This is a genomic window from Paenibacillus sp. UNC217MF, from assembly GCF_000686865.1.
Taxonomy (GTDB): Bacteria; Bacillota; Bacilli; order Paenibacillales; family Paenibacillaceae; genus Paenibacillus_B; species Paenibacillus_B suaedae.
Genome location: NZ_JMLT01000028.1, coordinates 1 through 20642 on the forward strand (window position 1 = coordinate 1; position 20642 = coordinate 20642).

The following is a 20642-nucleotide window of genomic DNA, read 5'->3' on the forward strand; positions in this document are numbered from 1 at the left end:
GGGGGTCATTTTTTAATGATATGAATTTCGCAATATTGCAATCAATCCGACTTTGCATGTGTATTTGGCTAAGACCTAATTAGGAAGTGTCGCTTGATACTGTGACCAAAGCGTCTGCACGTCTGTTCCGGTAATCAACTTGATTTGACGTTCTTTCCATAATCTTTTTTCATTTTCTCCTCCAATGTTGTAAGGGATCTGGGTCGCATTTAGTTCACGAATGAAGCCTCGTTTTTTCGTATCCTCTATCCAGCGAAGGAAATTCGCTGTCCCATGCGTCTCCCAGCTTCCTCCCTTTCTCGCGCTATAACGGTCATGGTAGCCCGCTCTATAACGCAAGCTATCGGCTATTGCCTCTACATCAAAATTGCTATATTGATAAACATGACCGATTTCATGATAAAGGATTCCAATTATTTCGTCGCGCAGCGATTTGGCAGGGCTCTCTACAAACTTTTGCAGATACTGCGCACTGAAGCCTACTGTCTTCAGCGTGGCATCTCCCGATGTCCAAGCCACCCCAGGAGCGTCTACTATCGTAACTAATATTTTTTTGACATCTACAGGCGCATCGGCCGGACTCTTGTATAACATCTCATGTACTTTACGTGCGACCGCCAATATTTCTTTCTCTGCATTGGGAAGAGCTTTCTTAAATAATTTACCTTTACTCGTTGAATCAAGGATCTGTACTTCGATTTTTGGGTTGATGGCATGCCCGACATCATTCGTACGCGAGAATTCGACCTCACCCAATTGCATAGAGTTTCCGCTATGATTTTTCATATTGCTGAGTCTATAGTATTGATACGCTGCGGTATTGTTATCTAAAAGATAATACATGCGCTGATGTCGAACCTTGAATATCTCATTGCTTTTCTTATCTATACTAGTCCAGTTCTTATTATCGTTCGATCCTTGAAGAACCCAACTTTTAGGGTCGCGTTCAGGTCTATCATCAGCTGCCGTAAGCGAGTAACCATCGATCGTCACCGACTTGCCGAAATCGAATGTGAGCCATGCGGTATTATCTTTTGTTAACCATTTTGTAACGCTGGTCCCGTCCACCAGATTCTCTTTGGTTTGGTTAGGCTTTTTTTCTCCACTGGCCGCAACCTCAGGCTTGGTCGTACTCCATTCCTTTGAGCTGCCATCATATAGCTTGATTTCGGATACCTGCAGCATTCCGCTTCCATTTTGATTATGAAAGTTATCGAATTTCACAAATTTATACGCTGTCTTATTGGAAAATGAATATGTTTTCGTTTGATGCCGAGAGGTGAAGCTTTGATTCTGCTGCACGTCCAGTTGAGTCCAGCTTGTCCCGTCATTGGAGCCTTTTAACACCCAGCTTTTTGGGTCTCTATATGGCTCGTCCTCTGCAGAAGTAATCGAGTATGAGGTTACGACTTTCGCGTCAGGAAACTCGTATTGCAGCCATGCCGGGCTGTTGAACGTCAACCATTTTGAAAAAACATCTTGATCGAATGCCTTATCCTTCCCTTGATGTGGCGCGTACTCTCCGCTGGCCGTTGCCTTCCCGCCTAAAGCCAAATTCGTTGGGATTTTGATTGAAGTTTGTTCCGCTGCCGCTGCCTGAATATGTACACTGTTGCTGAAGCCTGCCCCTAAGGTAGCAGCTAAAATAAGAATGCCAAATCTCTTCATGCTTCGCCATCTCCTCTTTACTTTGCTTTGGGATTGGACCGAAATGAGATGGTTATAATTGCTAATTATACATCAAAAACACATACTGGTAAAATATACAATTCAGTCATCCGTATTACCAAACCTATTCCATTTCACTTGACGCATAAAATAACCCCCTTGGCATTCAAGGGGGTTCAATCATACATGATATTACTTTCGCCAAAAGGTTGAGCAGTTTGCCTTATCCAAAATATTGAACGCAATCATTTTCTCAAGTAATGAGAAAGGAACCGGACTACTCCACGGAATACGAAACAACTGCTTCGTCTGTTCATAGCCAGCCTGCTCAATTTCATCAGAAAAATGAATAATCCCAGCCCTTTCCGGGCCAACAGCTAAATGATTTTTGGATACACTAAAGCCAATAATAAATGTGCCATGATCGGTAAACATAGGCTGATTCCACGCGATTTTGGGCATTAAATTCGGAAATTTCTGAATGATCCAAGCCAAAACCTCTTCTGTTCGATCCCGATGCTGTGGGTGCTCAATTTTTTCTAAATATTCTGAAAAAACTTCCATGTCGCTCTCTCCTAAAATGAAAACTGATTTTTACATAACATTATTGTCAGTACACCAATTCCTATCCTTCAGTGCTTTGGTGACGTCCATTTATCAACTGTAGGGATTATTGTTCTATTACACTAGAAACGCTTTGCGGATAATCATATCCAACAAGTTTTGATGTTGCAAATGTATGTCAAAATGCTTTCAGGGGATCTTTTCCATTCGACTGGTTGTATAGTATTCTAGCCATAGAAGGAGTGAGGAAAAATCAATGGTAAAACAATTAATCGTCGGAGATGCCATGCAAGAACTGGCCACAACGCGGCGCATACTCGAGCGCTTACCCGAAGAGCATTTGACGTGGAAGCCGCATGTGAAATCGATGTCGTTAGGCGGGCTAGCCACGCACCTGATTAACCTGCTGAATTGGCAAATCGCAATTCTTCGTTACCCGGAACTCGATCTTTCAACCGTGCCGAATCGTCGAGAAGCTTTGGAAAAACGTGGAGCCGTGCTGAAGGAATTCGATACAAATGTCGTGGAGCTTGAAAGGTTGTTAGCTGAATGTGACGAGAACGCGCTTGCCGAGGAATGGACTTTACGAAACGGCGATCATATCATCCTGCGCCAGCCGCGGGCGATCGCACTTCGCACCTTCGGAATAAGCCACATGATCCATCACCGGGCACAGCTCGGGGTTTATTTGCGATTACTCGATATTCCGCTGCCAGGCCTCTATGGTCCCTCGGCCGATGAGGAAGGAAAATAAATAAAAGATATACCAAAAGGTCGCAGAGAATCGGCAAACCGCCGGGTACTCTGCGACCTTTTTTTTGAGAATAAACCATGTGCCGGGCAATGCAACCAAGCAGTCACCTACCCCAAATATCGGAGCTAACCCCTTTGCTTCTCTTCAGTTTGCGGATGTTAATGAGATGAAGGATATATTGGCTTAATCCGTGTAAATAAAAAATATTTTTTCAGCCCAAAGCCGCACCCCTATTAGGATCGACCTTTAATTCTGGAAAATTTTCTTAAAAAAGGGGCTTTTCATTTTTAAAAGCTCTGTTATAATACAGATCAACGAATGACAAATCTGTATTATAACAGATAACCTAAATGACTCAGGAGGCGTTTGGAATGGATTGCTACTACTGTCATGGCAATGGAGAAATGGAATGTTTGGAATGCGAAGGACACGGAAAACAGGAGAGCGGCCACCAATGTGGCTCATGCCAGGGGCATGGCATCACGCCTTGCCTGCGCTGCAACGGAAGCGGCAGCCTGGATTACGAATTCAATGAGCAAGACTCGATCACGAATATTTTGCAAGCCGCCTATTTGAGTCCGGCTTTCAGCAGAGGGAGGTAATTAGTCATGTCCAAAATGCCGGTTAACAATTGCAAGGAAATTGTTGTACTCGGACACATGCCTGAACCGTACGCCGAGATTTTGACGCCTGGGGCACTCGAGTTCCTCGGAAAGCTCCATGAACGGTTCAATGCCCGCAGATTAGAGCTTCTCTCTGACCGTGCCGAGCGCCAACGCCGACTGGATGCCGGCGAACTCCCCGACTTCCTGCCGGAAACGAAGCACATTCGGGACGGTGAGTGGAGCGTCGCTCCTGTGCCTTCCGATCTCCAAGACCGACGGGTGGAAATAACCGGCCCCTCCGGGGATGCAAAAATGGTCATCAATGCGCTCAATTCCGGCGCCAAAGGATTCATGGCCGACTTCGAAGACGCGAATTCCCCGACATGGGACAATTCGATCCGCGGCCAAATCAATATGCGCGATGCCATTCGTCGTACAATCACCTTTACGAGCCCAGAGGGCAAAGCCTACCGCCTGAACGAACAAACCGCTTACCTGTTAATTCGTCCTCGTGGCTGGCATTTGGAGGAGAAGCACATTCGCATAGGCGAAAAAAACGCCTCAGGCAGCCTTGTCGACTTCGGACTCTATTTCTACCACAATGCTCGTACCCTCATCGAGAATCAATCCGGACCTTATTTCTATCTTCCCAAGCTGGAGTCCCACCAAGAAGCAAAACTATGGAACGATGTATTCGTGTTCGCCCAACAAGAGCTGGGCATCCCTCAAGGAACGATTAAAGCAACCGTGCTCATCGAGACGATTCTGGCCACATTTGAGGCAGATGAAATTTTATACGAACTGCGGGAGCATAGCGCTGGCTTGAACTGCGGTCGCTGGGACTATATCTTCAGCTTCATTAAGCGGCTGAACCGTCATAGACATGCGCTGCTCCCCGATCGTTCACAGGTCACGATGACCGTGCCGTTCATGCGGGCGTACACGCAGTACGTCATCCGTACCTGTCACAAACGCGATGCGCATGCCATGGGCGGCATGGCAGCCCAAATTCCAATTCGGAATGATACCGAGGCTAACGCGAAGGCAATGGAGCAAGTGCGCGCCGATAAGCAACGCGAAGCAAATGACGGCCATGATGGAACTTGGGTTGCCCATCCTGGACTCGTTCCGATCGCAATGGAAATATTCAATGAACAGATGAAGGGGCCGAACCAGCTTCAGAAAAAACGTGAAGATGTCCGTGTCACGGCAAGCGACCTGCTCGCTTTACCAGAAGGCACAATTACCGAGCAGGGACTGCGGACGAATATCAGTGTCGGCCTGCAATATATCGAAGCATGGCTGCGGGGATTCGGCGCCGTACCGATCTTCAATCTTATGGAGGATGCGGCGACGGCCGAGATATCGCGCACTCAGGTGTGGCAATGGATTCGTCATCCGGAAGGCCGGCTTACGAATGGAAACGACATCACGCTTGAGCTTGTGTTGAAGCTGACGGAAGAAGAAATGTCCAAGATTAAAGAGTCAATCGGCCAAGATGACTTCGCGGGCCGCAGATTCACTGAGGCGAAGCAATTGTTCGTAAATTTGATTAGCGAAGAAACTTGCAGCGAGTTTTTGACGGTGATGGGCTATGAATTGCTGGGATGAAATCATTGAATATGAGGAGATGGCTGCCGTGACGGATAAGCATACGATTCAACAATTGGAGACGAAATGGAAAGGAGAACGGTGGGAAGGCGTAACGCGTACCTATTCTGCCGATGAAGTGATCCGGCTTCGCGGTTCTGTCCAGGTGGAGCATACGTTAGCCCAGATGGGAGCCGAACGGCTCTGGCATCTGCTGCATACCGAAGAATTCGTGCCCGCGCTTGGAGCATTGACGGGGAATCAAGCCGTGCAGCAGGTAAAAGCTGGCTTGCCCGCCATATACTTAAGCGGATGGCAGGTAGCCGCAGACGCCAACCTGTCGGGTCATATGTATCCCGATCAGAGCTTATATCCGGCCAATAGTGTGCCGCAGGTCGTGAAGCGGATTAATCAAGCCCTACAGCGGGCTGATCAAATCCAACATGCGGAAGGTAAAAATGAAACCTACTTTTTTGCCCCGATCGTGGCAGATGCCGAAGCTGGATTCGGAGGGACGCTCAATGTATTCGAGCTCATGAAGGCGATGATTGAAGCAGGAGCTGCAGGCGTACACTTCGAAGATCAACTATCTTCTGAGAAAAAGTGCGGGCATCTCGGCGGCAAGGTGCTCCTGCCTACGCAGCAAGCCATTCGTCATTTGATTGCAGCTCGCTTGGCTGCCGACGTTATGGGCACGGACACCTTGATTATCGCACGTACTGACGCCAATGCGGCCCAACTGCTGACGAGCGATGTCGATCCGTACGATCGGCCATTCCTGACAGGACAGCGTTCTCCGGAGGGCTTCTATTATACGCGTGCTGGGATTGAACAGGCAATTGCGCGCGGTCTCGCCTATGCGCCTTATGCAGATCTCGTCTGGTGCGAGACGTCCGAGCCGAACATCGATGAAGCACGTCAATTCGCCGAAGCGATCCATGCCAAATATCCAGGCAAGCTGCTCGCTTATAATTGCTCGCCTTCCTTCAACTGGAAGAAGAAGCTGGACGATAAGGCAATCGCGGGCTTCCAGCGCGAGCTTGGACGTATGGGATACAAGTTCCAGTTCGTGACACTAGCCGGTTTCCACGCGCTCAATTACAGCATGTTCGAGCTGGCGCAAGGCTACAAGGAGCGCGGCATGGCCGCCTACTCCGACCTGCAGCAGGCTGAATTCGCCTTGGAACAGCTCGGCTATGAAGCGGTTAAGCATCAGCGTGAGGTCGGCACAGGCTACTTCGACGAGGTGGCACAAGCGATTTCGGGCGGTATTTCATCTACAACCGCCTACACAGACTCGACGGAAGCAGAGCAGTTCACGTAAGGGGATCCGATTCAAACCCATTTTTGAACATAGAGTCAAATTAGCTAAACGCCTCGTTTTGGAAATCACTCCCCCTTGCTGCCCGCTGCTCTGCAACCTCGCCTTCGCTGCTATAAGCAGCTTTCGTAACACGAAGCTCGCTACGGAAGCACAAAACCTCCAGTTCCACCGCAACCTCCCCGGGGCATACAAGGATGGAGCCGTCTCACAGGTCATTAACAATGGCATAGAGACGGCTCCATTTTTTCATTCAGCAGCCCCTTTCCCAAACCCATTTGTACCGTTTCCCTATCGTTGCTAGTGGATTCAGCCCATTCTTTACTCCCTTTTATATCTGCTTCTTTCGCACTCCTCGCTAATCAACTCTCCAAAACTATCACTGGATGACAAATGCTTCAAAAAGCTATTTACTTGCAAATATTTAATTTACATAGTTGTAAATAATAGGTTCATATGGTAAATGTATATGTATAACATCATGCTAACTGTCCCCCTCAACACGCCATTCCGGCAACACACCACAAAAATCTCCTTTTGTATCTTCATGAATCCAGCAATGCTAGAACAGAAAGAATAGCGGAAGTTTGAGAGCAACTGTATTTGAAAGCGATTACAAAACTAGATAGGAGGCATTTTATGATCCGTAAACTGTCAAGCTGCATTTTGCTACTCTTTATTCTTTTTTACTCTATTCTTCCTAACAACTTGCCGTCTGTTCACGCGGAGGCTGACGATGCCATTGTCAACAATGCCATTGCTAACAATGACTTCCCTATCGTGCTGGTTCATGGATTTGGAGGCTGGGGAAGAGACGAGATGTTTTCGTTTAAATACTGGGGAGGATTGGGCGATATTCAAGAACAATTAAGGAAACACGGTCATTCGGTATATACAGCTGCGATAGGAACGGTATCGAGCAATTGGGATCGAGCCTGTGAGTTGTATGCGCAAATTAAAGGGGGAACCGTAGATTATGGCAGAGCCCACTCGGAACTGTACGGTCACGAGCGATATGGCAGATCGTATGAAGGGATGTATCCATCATGGGGAGAGATCGACCCGAATACGGGGCGTCCGAAGCAAATTCATGTAATTGGACACAGCATGGGAGGACAAACCGCACGCATGCTGATTCATCTATTGGAAAAAGGAGATGCTTCTGAACGTGCTATCACCGATGCATCTGATCTATCCCCGTTGTTCAGTGATCAACCACTTCTGTATGTTAGCAGCCTCGTTTCCCTCGCCGCGCCGCATGATGGCACCAGCTTTACACATTTTGTAGGGGGAGTAGTTCCCTTCATCCACCAGCTGATTGGCTTGATTGCCGCAGCTTCTGGCAATGCAGAGCACCCCCTATATGATTTCAAATTGGATCAATGGGGATTGAAGCGAATGCCCGATGATTCCTTTTTCGATTATTTCCAACGGGTAATAAACAGTAAATTTTGGAGAATATCAAAAGACAGCTCACTGTGGGATTTAAGTCCTGACGGGGCCAAACAGTTCAACGAGCAAATACAGGCAAATCCGAGCGTCTATTATTTCTCGATCGCCACCAACAAATCGTATCGTATCCCGCTATCGGGATGGCATGCGCCAAAGCTGCTCATGAATCCGTTATTGCTGCCGCCGAGCTATTTTGTCGGTTCCTTCGCGTACGATTCCCCAGGGCATGTAGTCATTGATGAGGAATGGTGGCCAAATGATGGGCTGGTAAATACGATTTCCATGGACGGCCCGAAAAACGGATCAAACGATCAAATCATTACTTACCAAGGAAAGCCGCAGATTGGAAAGTGGAACTACTTAGGACTCATGGATTCCTGGGATCATCTCGATATCGTTGGATTGGGCCTAAAAAATACGGGAGATTTTTTTCTCGACTTAGCGGATATGCTGACCGACCTGCCTCCGGCAGGCTGATGAAACAGATGTCTATAGGAAATAAAGTGTTACATTTACTTCAATATAAAACCAGCGGCAGTCTCCAACTGAAAAATACAGTCTTAGACTGCCGCTATTGCTTTTTAACATCTAAAAATTTCCATAATATAAAATCAGTCAGCAGGCTCTTGAAGCAGCGACGTTCAGTTCCCCAACCTCTAAAAAAAGAGTGCCCTAATGAAACAAAAGGACACTCTAAAAGGCACTATCTAGTTGCAAACCATGTGTTGCGCTCTATTATTTCGTAAGCTAACAATTTGACTGCCATTCACGATTACTCCAACGATGTGTGGTTCGAAATTGCTTGAATAATCGTATCCCAATCATCTAAGTGTACTTCATGCCCCATTCCCTCAACCGTTAACAAGGATGCATTTGGTATTTCATTAGCAAGTGCAACACCGTGTTCCAAGGGAAGAATTGTATCACCCGTGCCGTGAATAACCAAAACAGGTACATGGGTTTCCTTTAACTTTCCTTCGTATGCATCGTCACCTTTCAGTAGTCCATGATTCAACATACTGACTAGATAATTCGCTCGTTTGATCTCGCGTTTTACTTGCTTATACGCTCTATGCTCATCAAAGTGATGCCTGGCACCACACATCAGTCTAGAGCCGTTGACCAAGTATGTTGCAACCGCCTCTTCATCCAACCAATCCAATGTCGCTGCATCTGCATGATGAGCAAGAATCTTCTCACCCATCGGAGGCAACCCTCTGTCGATATCATCAGATCCAAAGATTGTTGTGGCAATCAAAGTTATCGTTAGAACTCTTTGCGGATGTTTTACTGCAATGATCTGTGCAATCATGCCACCTAGTGACAATCCCACGATGTGCGCTTGGTCAACCCCATATGAATCAAGCACCCCAACTGCATCATCAGCCATGTCCACAACGGTATAGTGGGATTCCCCGGGTGGATAGGTAATGGAACGTCCCACATCTCGGTTATCAAATCGAATCACATAACGACCCGAATCAGCCAAACCTTGGCAGAACTCATCGTCCCAATAAATCATCGAACACATGCCTCCCATAATCAGCAAGACAGTTGGATGATTCGGATTGCCGAAACTCTCTGTGCATATCTCAACGCCATTGATTTTTCTTATCTTTTCACTCACGAGATAACTCCCCATTTCATTCGAATTCGTTCAAGCAAAAAAGAAACTCAAATATACTCATGACTATTTCAAAAAATGAAAGAGAGTAGATGATACGTGCTTCAAATTAACGCAAACGAATGAACTCGATAATCATGAGAAGCTCTCTCCTTTATAAAAATTGGGTGTTAATACCACCCCCTATAATACCATACCCGCTTCACTATTTTCAGCGATGTAATCATTATTCACATGGACAATACCGATTAGAATCACACAAGAAACGCTTGAGTGAACACGTCCCCCATTTCTGATCCTCTGCCACAAAAAGAAGAGCCGAGCAAATGCCAAGAAATAATCCTGAATCTGCTCGACTCTTATATGACATTTGATTATTACTAATTCAAATAATTAGCCCAAAATAATGTAGTTAAAGTCGCTACCTTCACAGCCTATACAACCCTAACCGCATTCTCCTTCACCGCATTTACCAACTCCACAAGTTGTTTCTGCTTTACACCATCAAACAACTTAATAAAGCTCTGTGGGCGATCGAAAGGGGGCTTCATCAGAACAGAAGGGGCTTCGATATACCCATTCTCCACAATATAATCAATAACTTTACGAACGAACACAATTTGAGCTTGCGTAAGTGACTGATCGTTAATGAATCTCGAAAATGCCTGCATGGCTGCTTCATGTTCAAGCTTGGCAATCTTGCGAACGAGCAGACCAAATGGCGTATCTTTAAATTCACGTTCATAATCTTCCGCAGTACCTAATTCGCCTGTAAAAATATTCTCCAAGCTTGCATAGTCACTTGCAGTTAAAGGCAAGTTATTTCGCAGCTTATGAATCGCAAGATGATCTTTATTGTTCTCGATATATCGATTGACCTTAAGTCTATAATCCTCAAAGTCATAGGCAGCATCTAATGCTTCACCAATACGTTCTCCCAGAATTTCATCTTGTAAGTTCGTATAGACAATACGATCATTGCCTTCGTCAATGATGAACTTAATTAGATCGCGTAACTCCACACGAACTTTCTCAAAATCTAAAATCCCCGAATCAGACCAGAACTCGTCGGTATCGATCGATTTAATAAGAGCAATTTTAGCTTTGACCTTCGGAATGGTAGCCTTGGTCTGCAGAACTTGCGCCATTTCCATCAGTTGTTTTTTATTGCGCTTGAATTGTTTATTTGCTTCCATCGCACCGAGCATTAAGCCATACATCAGATTATCGAAACGCTTTGCATATTCATCTCGATCTTCCATAAACACGAGCGGAGCAAGATTCGTATTCAACTCATGCACGTCGCTATCAGATAAGCTTACGAACACTTCTTTACGTTTAAACTTCTCAACATATTGGAGCTGCATTTTGACCGATATCAATTCGAGATTTAATGCATTAGTTTGACTCCATACTTCATGAATGAGTTGCTGACGCAATAATTGGTAATCTTCACCTAGATAATTAGCATGCTGTAATTGCTGAATCAGCCTTATACGCTTCGAAAAAATTAACTCGGACAAACTTAATGTCTCTGCACCTTGTAAGCCTTCTTTATTTTGACGGAAGAACTCGAAGTTCCCTAAATAATCAAATATCATGAAGTGTGTCTTATCCTGACCTTCACCGAATAAGTTTTTCCGTAATCGTGTACCTCGTCCAATCATTTGCCAAAACTTTGCTTTGGAGCGAACACGCTTGAAGAAGACAAGATTAACGGCTTCTGGCACATCGATTCCTGTATCCAGCATATCAACCGATACTGCGATATACGGTGCTTTATCCGCTGCTTTAAATTCATCAATAGATGATTGAGCATACTTATCTTCATAAGTAATTTTGCGTATTAATTGGCCATAATATTGTGGATACAACTTATTGAAGCGTTGCAGAATGTAGTCGGCATGCTTTTTATTTTGCGCAAAAATAATGGTCTTGCCAATGAGATCGCCACCGCCAACTTTTATGCCACGCGTCATAAGATCTTCTAGTACACGATCAACCGTATTTTGATTGAAAATAAATTCATTAAGCGCTGGGGCTGGTATCTCTTCAGGCAATTCACCATCTTCATCTACAAAATCTTCTTCATAGCGACTGCGATCATCCTCAGAGAGGTCATCATATGTTATTCCTTGCTCTAAAAACTTCGTTTGCACTTCAATATTGTAATAAGGCACGAGCACCTTATCCTTCTCGACGGCAGTCTCATAATCATAGGCATAGGTAGGGACATCACGTTCCATTTCAAAAAATTCATACGTATTGCGATCCACTTCTGACTTTGGAGTAGCTGTTAAACCTAACAATATGGCATCAAAATATTCAAATATCGCACGATACTTCTTAAAAATGCTACGATGCGCTTCATCAATAATAATAAGGTCAAAATGAGCTGGTGAGTAAAGCCGCTGACCATCTTCTGACTTCGCTGTATCAATCGCATTCAGAATCGTAGGAAACGTCGAAAATACAATGCGAGCCAGTTTATCTTCTTTATTGCTTAATAGATTACATAGCGTCATATCAGGTAAGTATTGCTTGAAATCATCCTTCGCCTGCTTTACCAAGGACTTCCGATCCGCTAAGAACAATACATTCGTCACATGACCACCACGAGATAGAACATCTGTTAAACTTGATGCCGTACGGGTTTTCCCTGTCCCCGTCGCCATCACAATAAGGGCCTTGCGATGACCTTTCTCGATATGATGACCTACGGCACGAATTGCTTCCTTTTGATAATAGCGATCTGTAATTTTATCGTTGATAACGATTTGTTCCAAAGACTGCTTCTGAGTACGTCGCTTCATTAGCTTCTCCAGATCATTTCGTGAGAATATTCCGCTAACTACGCGCTGTGGAGACGAGAGATCGTCCCATATGTATGTTTCAAAACCATTTGTATTAAAAATAATAGGGCGTTGACCGAATTTCTTCTCTAGGCAGTCCGCATACAATTTGGCTTGTTGCGTACCGATTTTCGGATTAATGGATGTACGTTTTGCCTCAATTAAAGCAAGGGGAAGTCCATCACGTCCATAGAGGACGTAATCAACATAGCCAATATTCTCCGCATTCGGCATTCCTTCGACTTTGACTTCTTCCTGAGCATCGTCGCCGATGGTCCAGCCTAATAACTTAAGATCAACATCAATATATTTTTTGCGTGTGTGGAATTCTGAGAGGTCTTGAGGAGTAAACGTTCTTTCGGATTGATGTTGTTCCTTGTCTTGTGTTAATTGCTTACTTAATGCTTCTATCTGGGCACGCAGACGTTCAATTTCACTTTCTTTGTCAGATAAGAGTCCCTGTTGTTCTTTAATGCGACGTACATCCAATTGAACTTGCTCTGTAGGAATCAATTGTTCATTAAAGGTACGTTCTTCATACTGCATCCCATAGCAATAATCTATCCATTGAATAAACTCAAATAGTGAAGCTAAAGACAACACTGCTTCACTATGTGTGATGTTCTTGTTAGTATGAACGCCTAGATTACCGAGCTTAATAATATAAGGGATCTTACTCCATGTCTGCGAATCAACGGCAAAACGAAATGTAGGTTCATGAATGAGAGACTGTAAATTGTCCTTATACGGCATCTGTATCGACTTGTCTGCGGCGTATACCCATTTCACCGCAAGCTCTAAAGCCTTACGGCTTCCCACAGCAGACATTGCTGGGGAAGTCGCAAGCACACGTTCAGCTTCGATGCAAGCAGGAGCAAACATCTCATATTCTGCTAGTCCACTCAAAAACGTAAAATTGGCAGTCATTTTGTTCACCTCATGGAAGTATTAATCAAAATACTGGCTCATTAATGAATCGAAGAGCTGCTGTGTTTCTTGGATGGATTGTTTGACAAGAGATTTTTGTTCTTCGATTTTGGTAACGATGGATGCAAATTGGTTTTGTAAGGCTAGTGGAGGATATAATATTTGTAATTCATTTACATTCCTCAGACTCAGATTAGCCCTAGCTACATCAACCTGCATATTCGAGTACATCACCTTCGCCTTTGGTGAATTAAGGTAATAACAAATATAGGTCAGACATTCACTCTCTAGACATCTTACTAATGCAACAGCTTGATTAATGTTTGCTCTAACATCTAGATCGAATATAGTGGCTCTACCAATAGAAGCCCCTACGATATTCAATAAAATATCACCTTTTTCCAATATCGATCTGGACTGTATATCATTAAATCTATCCTCTAAAAACTTAGGCTTTGATAAATCTAAATAGGTTTCTCTTACATTTTCACTTGTAACAAATAATACCTGTGTAGGATCGTCTACATATTCTATCCCTTGCCAATTAGGAGATGACCCTTTTGTAATTAAAGAAGTAATATCTTGTAATTTCTTTACTTCCCATCCCTTATCATTCGTAACAGGATCACCAAACATATCATAAAACACAGACTTGATGAGCCTATCTAATTCCTCTAATTCCTTTTTCCGTAAATCAAGGAGTTCAGAAACGGTATCAAGGTTTTGGGCAATTTGTTTTTGAACCCCAAGAGGGGGGAGGGAAACCTCGACTTCCTTTACAATCTTAGAATTCAAATTGTTTACTACTCCTCCAACAGCAAGTAGTTTGAATCTATTGTAAGTACTTTTACTGCTTAAAGCATAGTATAGATATTCCTTGTGAAAGTAATTATTTTTATCTCGCAGCACTAACCATCCATCGTGTATACAACCATCAATTTTTAATATATACGGTCTACCGAAACTCATTGAATTAGTCAGTAAAAAGTCTCCGGGTTGTACATATCTGGATTTTTTCATACCTTCAGGAAGTATTTTTTGTTTTGTTTCAGTAATAAACATACTATCTTCTGTTGTATCACCAATTTTTATCCAATTAACACCATTCTCATTTTCAGTAATATAATTATCAATAGGTCTAGGGGAACCTCCTCTTTCAATTTCACATATATCCCCCAATTTAACCTTTTCCCACTTACTCACCAAGAAGCCCCCTTAATTCCTTCATTTTAGAGGCAATTTCCTTATCCAGTTGCTCTAGTCGATCCATAATTATTGCTGGTGCATCATACTCGACCTTCTCATACACAATCTCCTTATAGCGGTTAATCGATAGATCATAACCATTATCCGCTATCGCCACTTTATCCACCATAAAGCTTTGTTCGATTGGCTTCCGATCCATCTCTGCTTCTAGATTGTGGAATCGAGCCAAGATATCTGGAATATCATTTGCTTCAATTGGTGACCGCTTATCATCGAGAGAATAGCCATCTGCTTTCATATCGTAGAACCATACTTTGTCCGTACCGCCAGCATCCGTTTTCGTAAAAATGAGAATCGCTGTACTTACCCCTGCATAGGGCTTGAACACTCCACTTGGCATCGAAATGATCGCTTCTAGTTTATGATTCTCTACCAACTCTTCGCGAAGTGATTTGTGCGCTTTGGTTGCTCCAAATAAAACTCCATCTGGAACAATGGCAGCACATCGTCCACCTTTGCGAAGCATACGCAAGAACAGGGCTACGAATAGCAGTTCTGTTTTCTTCGTGTTGCAAATCGATTTCAGATTATCATGAATACTGTCAGCATCAACCGTTCCTGTGAATGGAGGATTCGCTAGAATCATCGTATATTCATTTGCAATATCATTTTGCTTCGATACACTGTCTACATAATCAATATGTGGATTCGTAATCGAATGCAGCATTAAGTTCATCGCCGATAGACGCAGCATCGTACGGTCGGTATCGAACCCAGAGACCAAGTGTCCGGCAAACTGCTCCCATTGCTCCGTTGTCATCGTTGCTTCATATTGCTCTCGAATATACTCTGCTGTAGAAACCAGGAAGCCTGCCGTACCACATGCTGGATCACAGACACGATCATCAGGGGTCGGAGCCATCAGACGCACCATCAGGTCACGAATATGCTTCGGTGTACGGAATTGTCCGTTCTGTCCTGCTGTTGCCAGCTTTCCAAGCATGTACTCGTATAAATCGCCCTGCATATCCAAATCTTTAATATCATGCTCATAGAGCTCGTCCAGCCCTGTAATGATCTTCTGCAACACCTGTGGTGTAGGAATCAGAAAGATCGCATCCTGCATGTAACGTGCAAACGCCGTTGTTGGGTCTTCACTCATCCCTTTAATAAACGGGAATACATCATTATTGATGGTATCGAAGATGATCCGTGGATCTTTATTTTTAAAGTTGCTCCAACGCATCGCTTGTCCTTCTTCGGTCTCAGGGAACACTTTAGGAAGCTTATCTCCACCTAAGGCTTCAAAGCTTTCAGCCTCCAAATCTTTTTCATCTAGAGAACGAATGAACATAAGATACGTTAATTGTTCAATAACCGTTAGTGGATTCGTTATCCCCCCGGCCCATAAATCAGTCCAAATTTTATCTACTTTATTACGGATTTCTCCTGTTAGCATATTTCGTTTCCAACCTTTCATCTATAACGAAAATAAAATAGTTTTTAAGCTAATATACATTTAACTACATATATATTACCATGATTTTGATTGTAAGTAGTCTAAATTTACTACATAGGCTTCAGTACCTAATTCAATAGATATCTTCTTATTAACTCCATCATTTTAGCCATGAACTATTACACAATGTAAAACAAAAAAACTCTCAAGGATAATGTATCCTCAAGAGCTATTATTATCGGACTTTATTTTCATATTAAAGTTAGATACTTTCGAAAACACTTATTACCGGCGTTATTAAAAATGGAATAGTCAGCAATCATGGAACAATCTCAAACACAGTTCCTTGGTGACGATCAGCCACTTTTACAGAACCATAAACCCCTAAATACAGTCTGGATTGACTCAGATTCGTGCCCAAACTAACATAATAAGCGGATTGAGTCCCAAAATCATAATTGGTTTCAATCACACTAAAATCACTTTGTTTACAATCCGTTCTTACCCTGGTATAAGCTAAAACTCCTCTAACTGGAGGGGGAGATCCTTCATTTCTGGCGAGATCCGTAAACACAACACTTCCCGTTAAACCGGGGATTGCATTTCCCATATAGGTCTGGACTCCAGTAAGGGCAGTTCCTCCAAACTTATCGGCTCGGGGATCTTTATGAAAATAACTAATGAGAGGCGGAAGACGCCGCACTGAAGTTGTGATCGCTTCATCGTAATAAGAAATTGTCTTCTCATCCAAAGCCGGATCTGCAGAACAGCCTGTAATGAACGAAGTAGGAAAAGCGCCTTCCCACCCTCGCCAGCCAAAGTTAATAAATCCTTCTTGATCAAGTACAGAATTGGTCAAAGTCAAAGAAGCTTGAACAAGCTGAGTAACCGGTATGGGTTTATAATGAATGAATGCAAAAATTGACTCTACAAGATCCTGTCCGACACTTCCTACGTATTTGATGTACTGATTATAAGATAACCTTTGAAATGCAATGCCTGGCAGATTGCGGCCCCCTTTGGCCATTACCGTAAGCGTTTCCTGAATAGACACAGGCAGCTCATTAAAACGTGTAACTACGGGCGGATTATCGATAAATGTAGGTTTGGAAATATCAATTTCAACGATTTTACCCGCGATTTCCATATCCGTTTGGCTTAAATTAAATGGATCATAGCCTGATCCGCCATCTCCGGTTGTCAAAATAAGTTTTCCTGTTTCAGGTGAGAAGTTTAAGCTATTGACGCCATTATGATTTAAAAAAGGTCTTCTTATATTCAGTAATGTCCGCCGTTTTTGAGGTTGTCCATTCGCATGTAGAATCCATTCCTCAACGGTATCAATATGATCATAATGCGTTTCTCGATTTATCCACTTTAAGTTTAAGGTTTTAGGATCACACGGGTTCGGCTTAAAAGATTCAAATTCACCAGGAAGAGATCCTGGACCTTGGGTTCCCGCCACTGAATAATGGAGATAAAACAGACCATTAAAATAAAATTCAGGATGAAAGGCTAGCCCTATCAATCCCCGTTCATCATACCCACCATTAGAGGCACCTAATGTAATGATTCGTGAGCGAATATCTAAAAAAGTTCTTATATCCCCGTCCCCTATGTAAAAGATCTCACCTACTTGAGTTGCAATAAATAATCTTTCAATTGATTCACCTGGAAGGATCGCTGTTTTCAAAACAGTGGGCATATTTAACTTGCTTACAATGGGCCGTAAGCCAACCTTTACTTTTATCAAATAACGGAGCACCCCTTCTTATTTTTTATATGAATATGATTCGATCTGTTCTATTAGTACCGAATTAGAGCCTGAAGGTCGGTATACAAAAAGGGCTCCGCCTCCATTCCGGAAAGCAAAGCCATTCTCAATCTATTGGTTCTTACACATATGCCCTCTACGTAACCAAACTCCGAATGTCCCCTCACTGAAGCTGTTCATTCAACACACTATCTTCTAGAACAGAAAATTTATCTCCATATACTTTCGTTAAATGGTTTTCACCCCATGCACATAGCGAACTTAGGATACCTTCTAGGCTTCGTCCATATTCACTAAGCTCGTATTCTACTTTTGGTGGAACTTGATTGTACACGATTCGATTGATGACCCCATCCTCTTCAAGCTCGCGCAGCTGTTGGGTAAGCATTTTTTGTGTGATATTTGGCATGAGGCGCTTTAATTCGCTTGTTCGTTTTTTTCCATGAGTCAGATGACAAAGAATTACACACTTCCACTTCCCACCTATGACTTCTAATGTCGCCTCAACAGAGATATTGTATTTCTTTTTTTGCATCCTTGTCCTCCACCTTCTTATAGGCACTAAAAAGTACCTACCTTACTTTGTAGTTACTATATAACTTAAAAGTGCGTACTTTTCTTTAAGAATGATATATCTCATAATAACATTTGCCGTCCGAAGCGTGCTAATTTTTTTATCTCATGAACAAATGAAGGCTGATGTATTTCAGAAATTATTATTCGCTGAAAAGAAGGTTTCCATTTATATAGCAGAATAAAGGAGGATATCAATATGGATGTAAATAAAAAGCAAAGCACATTGGCATTGCTTGCTCTAGCAGTAAGTGCCTTTGCAATCGGAACGACTGAATTTATCAGTGTCGGGTTGCTGCCGCTTATTGCAAATGATTTACGTATTCCCGTTACTACGGCCGGATTAACGGTGTCTTTATATGCTTTAGGCGTAACGCTTGGAGCTCCGATTTTGACATCTCTGACATCAAGTATGTCACGTAAGACATTATTACTTTGGATCATGATTGTCTTTATTATTGGCAATACTGTTGCTGCAATCTCAACGACAATTGGGTTATTGCTAGTAGCACGTGTGATTTCCGCATTTTCACATGGGGTATTCATGTCTATTGGATCGACAATTGCAGCCGATTTAGTTCCCGAAAATCGCAGAGCCAGTGCGATATCCATTATGTTTACAGGTCTTACCGTAGCTACAGTAACCGGTGTTCCATTTGGAACCTTTATTGGACAGCAGCTAGGTTGGAGAACAGCCTTCATTGCCATTGTTATCATTGGTGTTATTGCCTTACTTGCAAATCGCATCCTTGTTCCATCTAATTTGCGTAAAGGAGTAAAAACTTCTTTTCGTGATCAGCTTAAGCTTGTGAAAAATGGTCGGTTATTGCTTTTGTTCATCATTACAGCATTAGGATATGGCGGAACATTTGTCGTGTTTACCTACTTATCACCATTGCTTCAAGACATCACTGGGTTTAAAGAAGGAACAGTAGCTGTCATTTTGTTAGCTTACGGTATCGCGATTGCGATTGGGAATATGATTGGAGGTAAGTTATCGAATCAAAACCCAATTGGTGCATTGTTCTATATGTTTATTGTACAAGCAGTCGTCTTATTTATTTTGATGTTTACAGCACCATTTAAAGTTGCTGGATTGATAACGATTCTGTTGATGGGGCTGTTAGCATTTATGAATGTGCCGGGCTTGCAAGTCTATGTTGTAATACTGGCTGAGCGCTTTGTTCCTAGTGCAGTTGATGTGGCATCAGCAATCAATATTGCTGCATTTAATGCCGGGATTGCGATAGGTTCCTTTGTAGGCGGAATTGTTACAGACTCGATAGGACTTATCCATACGACTTGGATTGGAGCACTTATGGTATTAGCCGCTACAATCTTAACTGGATTTAGCAGAGCTATGGAACGAAAAGATCGAGCAAGCAAAATATAATAACATGTTGGAGGTTTTTATTATGATGGCAAAAAATTTGAAAGATACAACAACTTTGAATAATGGCGTGAAAATGCCTTGGTTTGGACTTGGCGTTTTCAAAGTCGAAGAAGGCCCTGAATTGGTGAACGCAGTAAGAACAGCGATTAAACATGGATACCGCAGTGTAGATACAGCAGCGATTTATGGGAATGAAGAAGGCGTTGGCCAAGGGATTCAAGAAGGCTTGAAAGAAGCAGGCATTTCAAGAGAAGAGCTATTTGTCACTTCTAAGGTTTGGAACGCGGATTTGGGATATGAATCGACGATTGCTGCTTATGAAACAAGCTTAAAGAAACTGGGCTTAGCGTATTTGGATTTGTATTTGATTCATTGGCCGGTTGAAGGAAAATATAAAGATGCGTGGAGAGCGTTAGAAACGCTTTATAAAGAAGGCCGCGTAAAAGCAATTGGCGTAAGTAATTTCCAAATCCACCATTTGGAAGACTTGATGAAGGATGCTGAAATTAAGCCGATGATCAACCAAGTAGAATACCATCCGCGCTTAACTCAAAAAGAGTTGCAAGCATTTTGCCAAGCCAACGATATTCAGTTTGAAGCATGGTCACCTCTCATGCAAGGTCAATTGCTTGACAACGAAGTTATTCAGGAAATTGCGAACAAGCATAATAAATCTATTGCCCAAGTTATTTTGCGTTGGGACTTGCAGAACGGGGTTGTTACTATTCCAAAATCAACAAAAGAGCACCGAATCGTTGAAAATGCAAATGTGTTTGACTTTGAACTGACGAAAGAGGAAATGGAGATCATTGATGGATTAAATCAGAACCATCGTGTAGGTCCAGACCCAGATAATTTTGATTTTTAATGAATAAGAACT

16 protein-coding genes are annotated in these 20642 nt (G+C 43.0%); 7 read left to right on the forward strand and 9 right to left on the reverse strand.

Going from position 1 to position 20642, the window contains the following annotated elements:
* Positions 1–75: 75 nt before the first annotated feature.
* Both BP95_RS0114995 and BP95_RS0115000 read right to left on the reverse strand, forming a co-directional pair.
* Positions 76–1668: a basic secretory protein-like protein gene (locus BP95_RS0114995; RefSeq protein WP_028532592.1), complete on the reverse strand. Its 1593-nt coding sequence runs from the start codon at positions 1666–1668 to the stop codon at positions 76–78.
* A gap of 192 nt (positions 1669–1860) precedes the next feature.
* Complete coding sequence (locus tag BP95_RS0115000; protein ID WP_021254039.1) at positions 1861–2232, reverse strand: iron chaperone; 372 nt, start codon at positions 2230–2232, stop codon at positions 1861–1863.
* Between the two features lie 256 nt (positions 2233–2488).
* Here BP95_RS0115000 and BP95_RS0115005 point away from each other — a divergent pair, with 256 nt between their 5' ends.
* From BP95_RS0115005 to aceA, 4 genes are all read left to right on the forward strand, one after another.
* Positions 2489–2986 (forward strand): DinB family protein, encoded by a 498-nt coding sequence (locus BP95_RS0115005; RefSeq protein WP_028532593.1) that lies wholly within the window; start codon positions 2489–2491, stop codon positions 2984–2986.
* Between the two features lie 371 nt (positions 2987–3357).
* A complete protein-coding gene (locus tag BP95_RS0115010) occupies positions 3358–3588 on the forward strand; it encodes a hypothetical protein (protein ID WP_021254037.1) in 231 nt (76 codons plus the stop codon).
* Positions 3589–3594: 6 nt separating this feature from the next.
* Positions 3595–5202, forward strand: a complete 1608-nt coding sequence (gene aceB / locus BP95_RS0115015) for a malate synthase A (RefSeq protein WP_028532594.1) — start codon at positions 3595–3597, stop codon at positions 5200–5202.
* 19 nt (positions 5203–5221) lie between these two features.
* Positions 5222–6505 (forward strand): isocitrate lyase, encoded by a 1284-nt coding sequence (gene aceA, locus BP95_RS0115020; protein WP_036667137.1) that lies wholly within the window; start codon positions 5222–5224, stop codon positions 6503–6505.
* Positions 6506–6545: 40 nt separating this feature from the next.
* Here the strand turns inward: aceA and BP95_RS34270 are convergent, their stop codons facing one another.
* A complete protein-coding gene (locus BP95_RS34270; RefSeq protein WP_268632723.1) occupies positions 6546–6674 on the reverse strand; it encodes a hypothetical protein in 129 nt (42 codons plus the stop codon).
* Between the two features lie 467 nt (positions 6675–7141).
* Between BP95_RS34270 and BP95_RS0115030 the strand changes: the two genes are divergently transcribed.
* Positions 7142–8431, forward strand: coding sequence for an esterase/lipase family protein (locus BP95_RS0115030; RefSeq protein WP_028532596.1), 1290 nt, complete (start codon positions 7142–7144; stop codon positions 8429–8431).
* Between the two features lie 295 nt (positions 8432–8726).
* On the opposite strand, the gene BP95_RS0115035 is transcribed toward BP95_RS0115030, so the two are convergent.
* From BP95_RS0115035 to BP95_RS0115060, 6 genes are all read right to left on the reverse strand, one after another.
* A complete protein-coding gene (locus BP95_RS0115035; RefSeq protein WP_021254033.1) occupies positions 8727–9581 on the reverse strand; it encodes an alpha/beta fold macrolide esterase in 855 nt (284 codons plus the stop codon).
* A 431-nt stretch (positions 9582–10012) separates the two neighbouring features.
* Positions 10013–13357, reverse strand: a complete 3345-nt coding sequence (locus BP95_RS0115040) for a DEAD/DEAH box helicase family protein (protein ID WP_028532597.1) — start codon at positions 13355–13357, stop codon at positions 10013–10015.
* Between the two features lie 21 nt (positions 13358–13378).
* Positions 13379–14560 carry a restriction endonuclease subunit S gene (locus BP95_RS0115045; RefSeq protein ID WP_036667132.1) on the reverse strand — a complete coding sequence of 394 codons (1182 nt, stop codon included), beginning with the start codon at positions 14558–14560 and terminating at the stop codon, positions 13379–13381.
* Positions 14553–16022 carry a type I restriction-modification system subunit M gene (locus tag BP95_RS0115050; RefSeq protein WP_028532599.1) on the reverse strand — a complete coding sequence of 490 codons (1470 nt, stop codon included), beginning with the start codon at positions 16020–16022 and terminating at the stop codon, positions 14553–14555. Before BP95_RS0115050 ends, BP95_RS0115045 begins: the two co-directional genes overlap by 8 nt.
* A 319-nt stretch (positions 16023–16341) precedes the next feature.
* Complete coding sequence (locus BP95_RS0115055; RefSeq protein ID WP_028532600.1) at positions 16342–17775, reverse strand: PQQ-dependent sugar dehydrogenase; 1434 nt, start codon at positions 17773–17775, stop codon at positions 16342–16344.
* A gap of 184 nt (positions 17776–17959) precedes the next feature.
* Positions 17960–18331, reverse strand: coding sequence for a winged helix-turn-helix transcriptional regulator (locus BP95_RS0115060; RefSeq protein WP_021254028.1), 372 nt, complete (start codon positions 18329–18331; stop codon positions 17960–17962).
* Between the two features lie 237 nt (positions 18332–18568).
* Here BP95_RS0115060 and BP95_RS0115065 point away from each other — a divergent pair, with 237 nt between their 5' ends.
* Together BP95_RS0115065 and BP95_RS0115070 are read left to right on the forward strand one after the other, a co-directional pair.
* The gene (locus BP95_RS0115065; RefSeq protein WP_028532601.1) at positions 18569–19762 is read left to right on the forward strand and encodes an MFS transporter; all 1194 of its coding nucleotides are present in this window, start codon (positions 18569–18571) and stop codon (positions 19760–19762) included.
* Positions 19763–19787: 25 nt separating this feature from the next.
* Positions 19788–20630, forward strand: a complete 843-nt coding sequence (locus tag BP95_RS0115070; RefSeq protein WP_028532602.1) for an aldo/keto reductase — start codon at positions 19788–19790, stop codon at positions 20628–20630.
* Positions 20631–20642: the final 12 nt, after the last annotated feature.

Bases quoted from the DNA above. Each gene is read 5' to 3' on its own strand.
- BP95_RS0114995 (WP_028532592.1), bottom strand. From the start codon at position 1,668: ATGAAGAGATTTGGCATTCTTATTTTAGCTGCTACCTTAGGGGCAGGC.
- BP95_RS0115000 (WP_021254039.1), bottom strand. From the start codon at position 2,232: ATGGAAGTTTTTTCAGAATATTTAGAAAAAATTGAGCACCCACAGCAT.
- BP95_RS0115005 (WP_028532593.1), top strand. From the start codon at position 2,489: ATGGTAAAACAATTAATCGTCGGAGATGCCATGCAAGAACTGGCCACA.
- BP95_RS0115010 (WP_021254037.1), top strand. From the start codon at position 3,358: ATGGATTGCTACTACTGTCATGGCAATGGAGAAATGGAATGTTTGGAA.
- aceB (WP_028532594.1), top strand. From the start codon at position 3,595: ATGTCCAAAATGCCGGTTAACAATTGCAAGGAAATTGTTGTACTCGGA.
- aceA (WP_036667137.1), top strand. From the start codon at position 5,222: ATGGCTGCCGTGACGGATAAGCATACGATTCAACAATTGGAGACGAAA.
- BP95_RS0115030 (WP_028532596.1), top strand. From the start codon at position 7,142: ATGATCCGTAAACTGTCAAGCTGCATTTTGCTACTCTTTATTCTTTTT.
- BP95_RS0115040 (WP_028532597.1), bottom strand. From the start codon at position 13,357: ATGACTGCCAATTTTACGTTTTTGAGTGGACTAGCAGAATATGAGATG.
- BP95_RS0115050 (WP_028532599.1), bottom strand. From the start codon at position 16,022: ATGCTAACAGGAGAAATCCGTAATAAAGTAGATAAAATTTGGACTGAT.
- BP95_RS0115060 (WP_021254028.1), bottom strand. From the start codon at position 18,331: ATGCAAAAAAAGAAATACAATATCTCTGTTGAGGCGACATTAGAAGTC.
- BP95_RS0115065 (WP_028532601.1), top strand. From the start codon at position 18,569: ATGGATGTAAATAAAAAGCAAAGCACATTGGCATTGCTTGCTCTAGCA.
- BP95_RS0115070 (WP_028532602.1), top strand. From the start codon at position 19,788: ATGGCAAAAAATTTGAAAGATACAACAACTTTGAATAATGGCGTGAAA.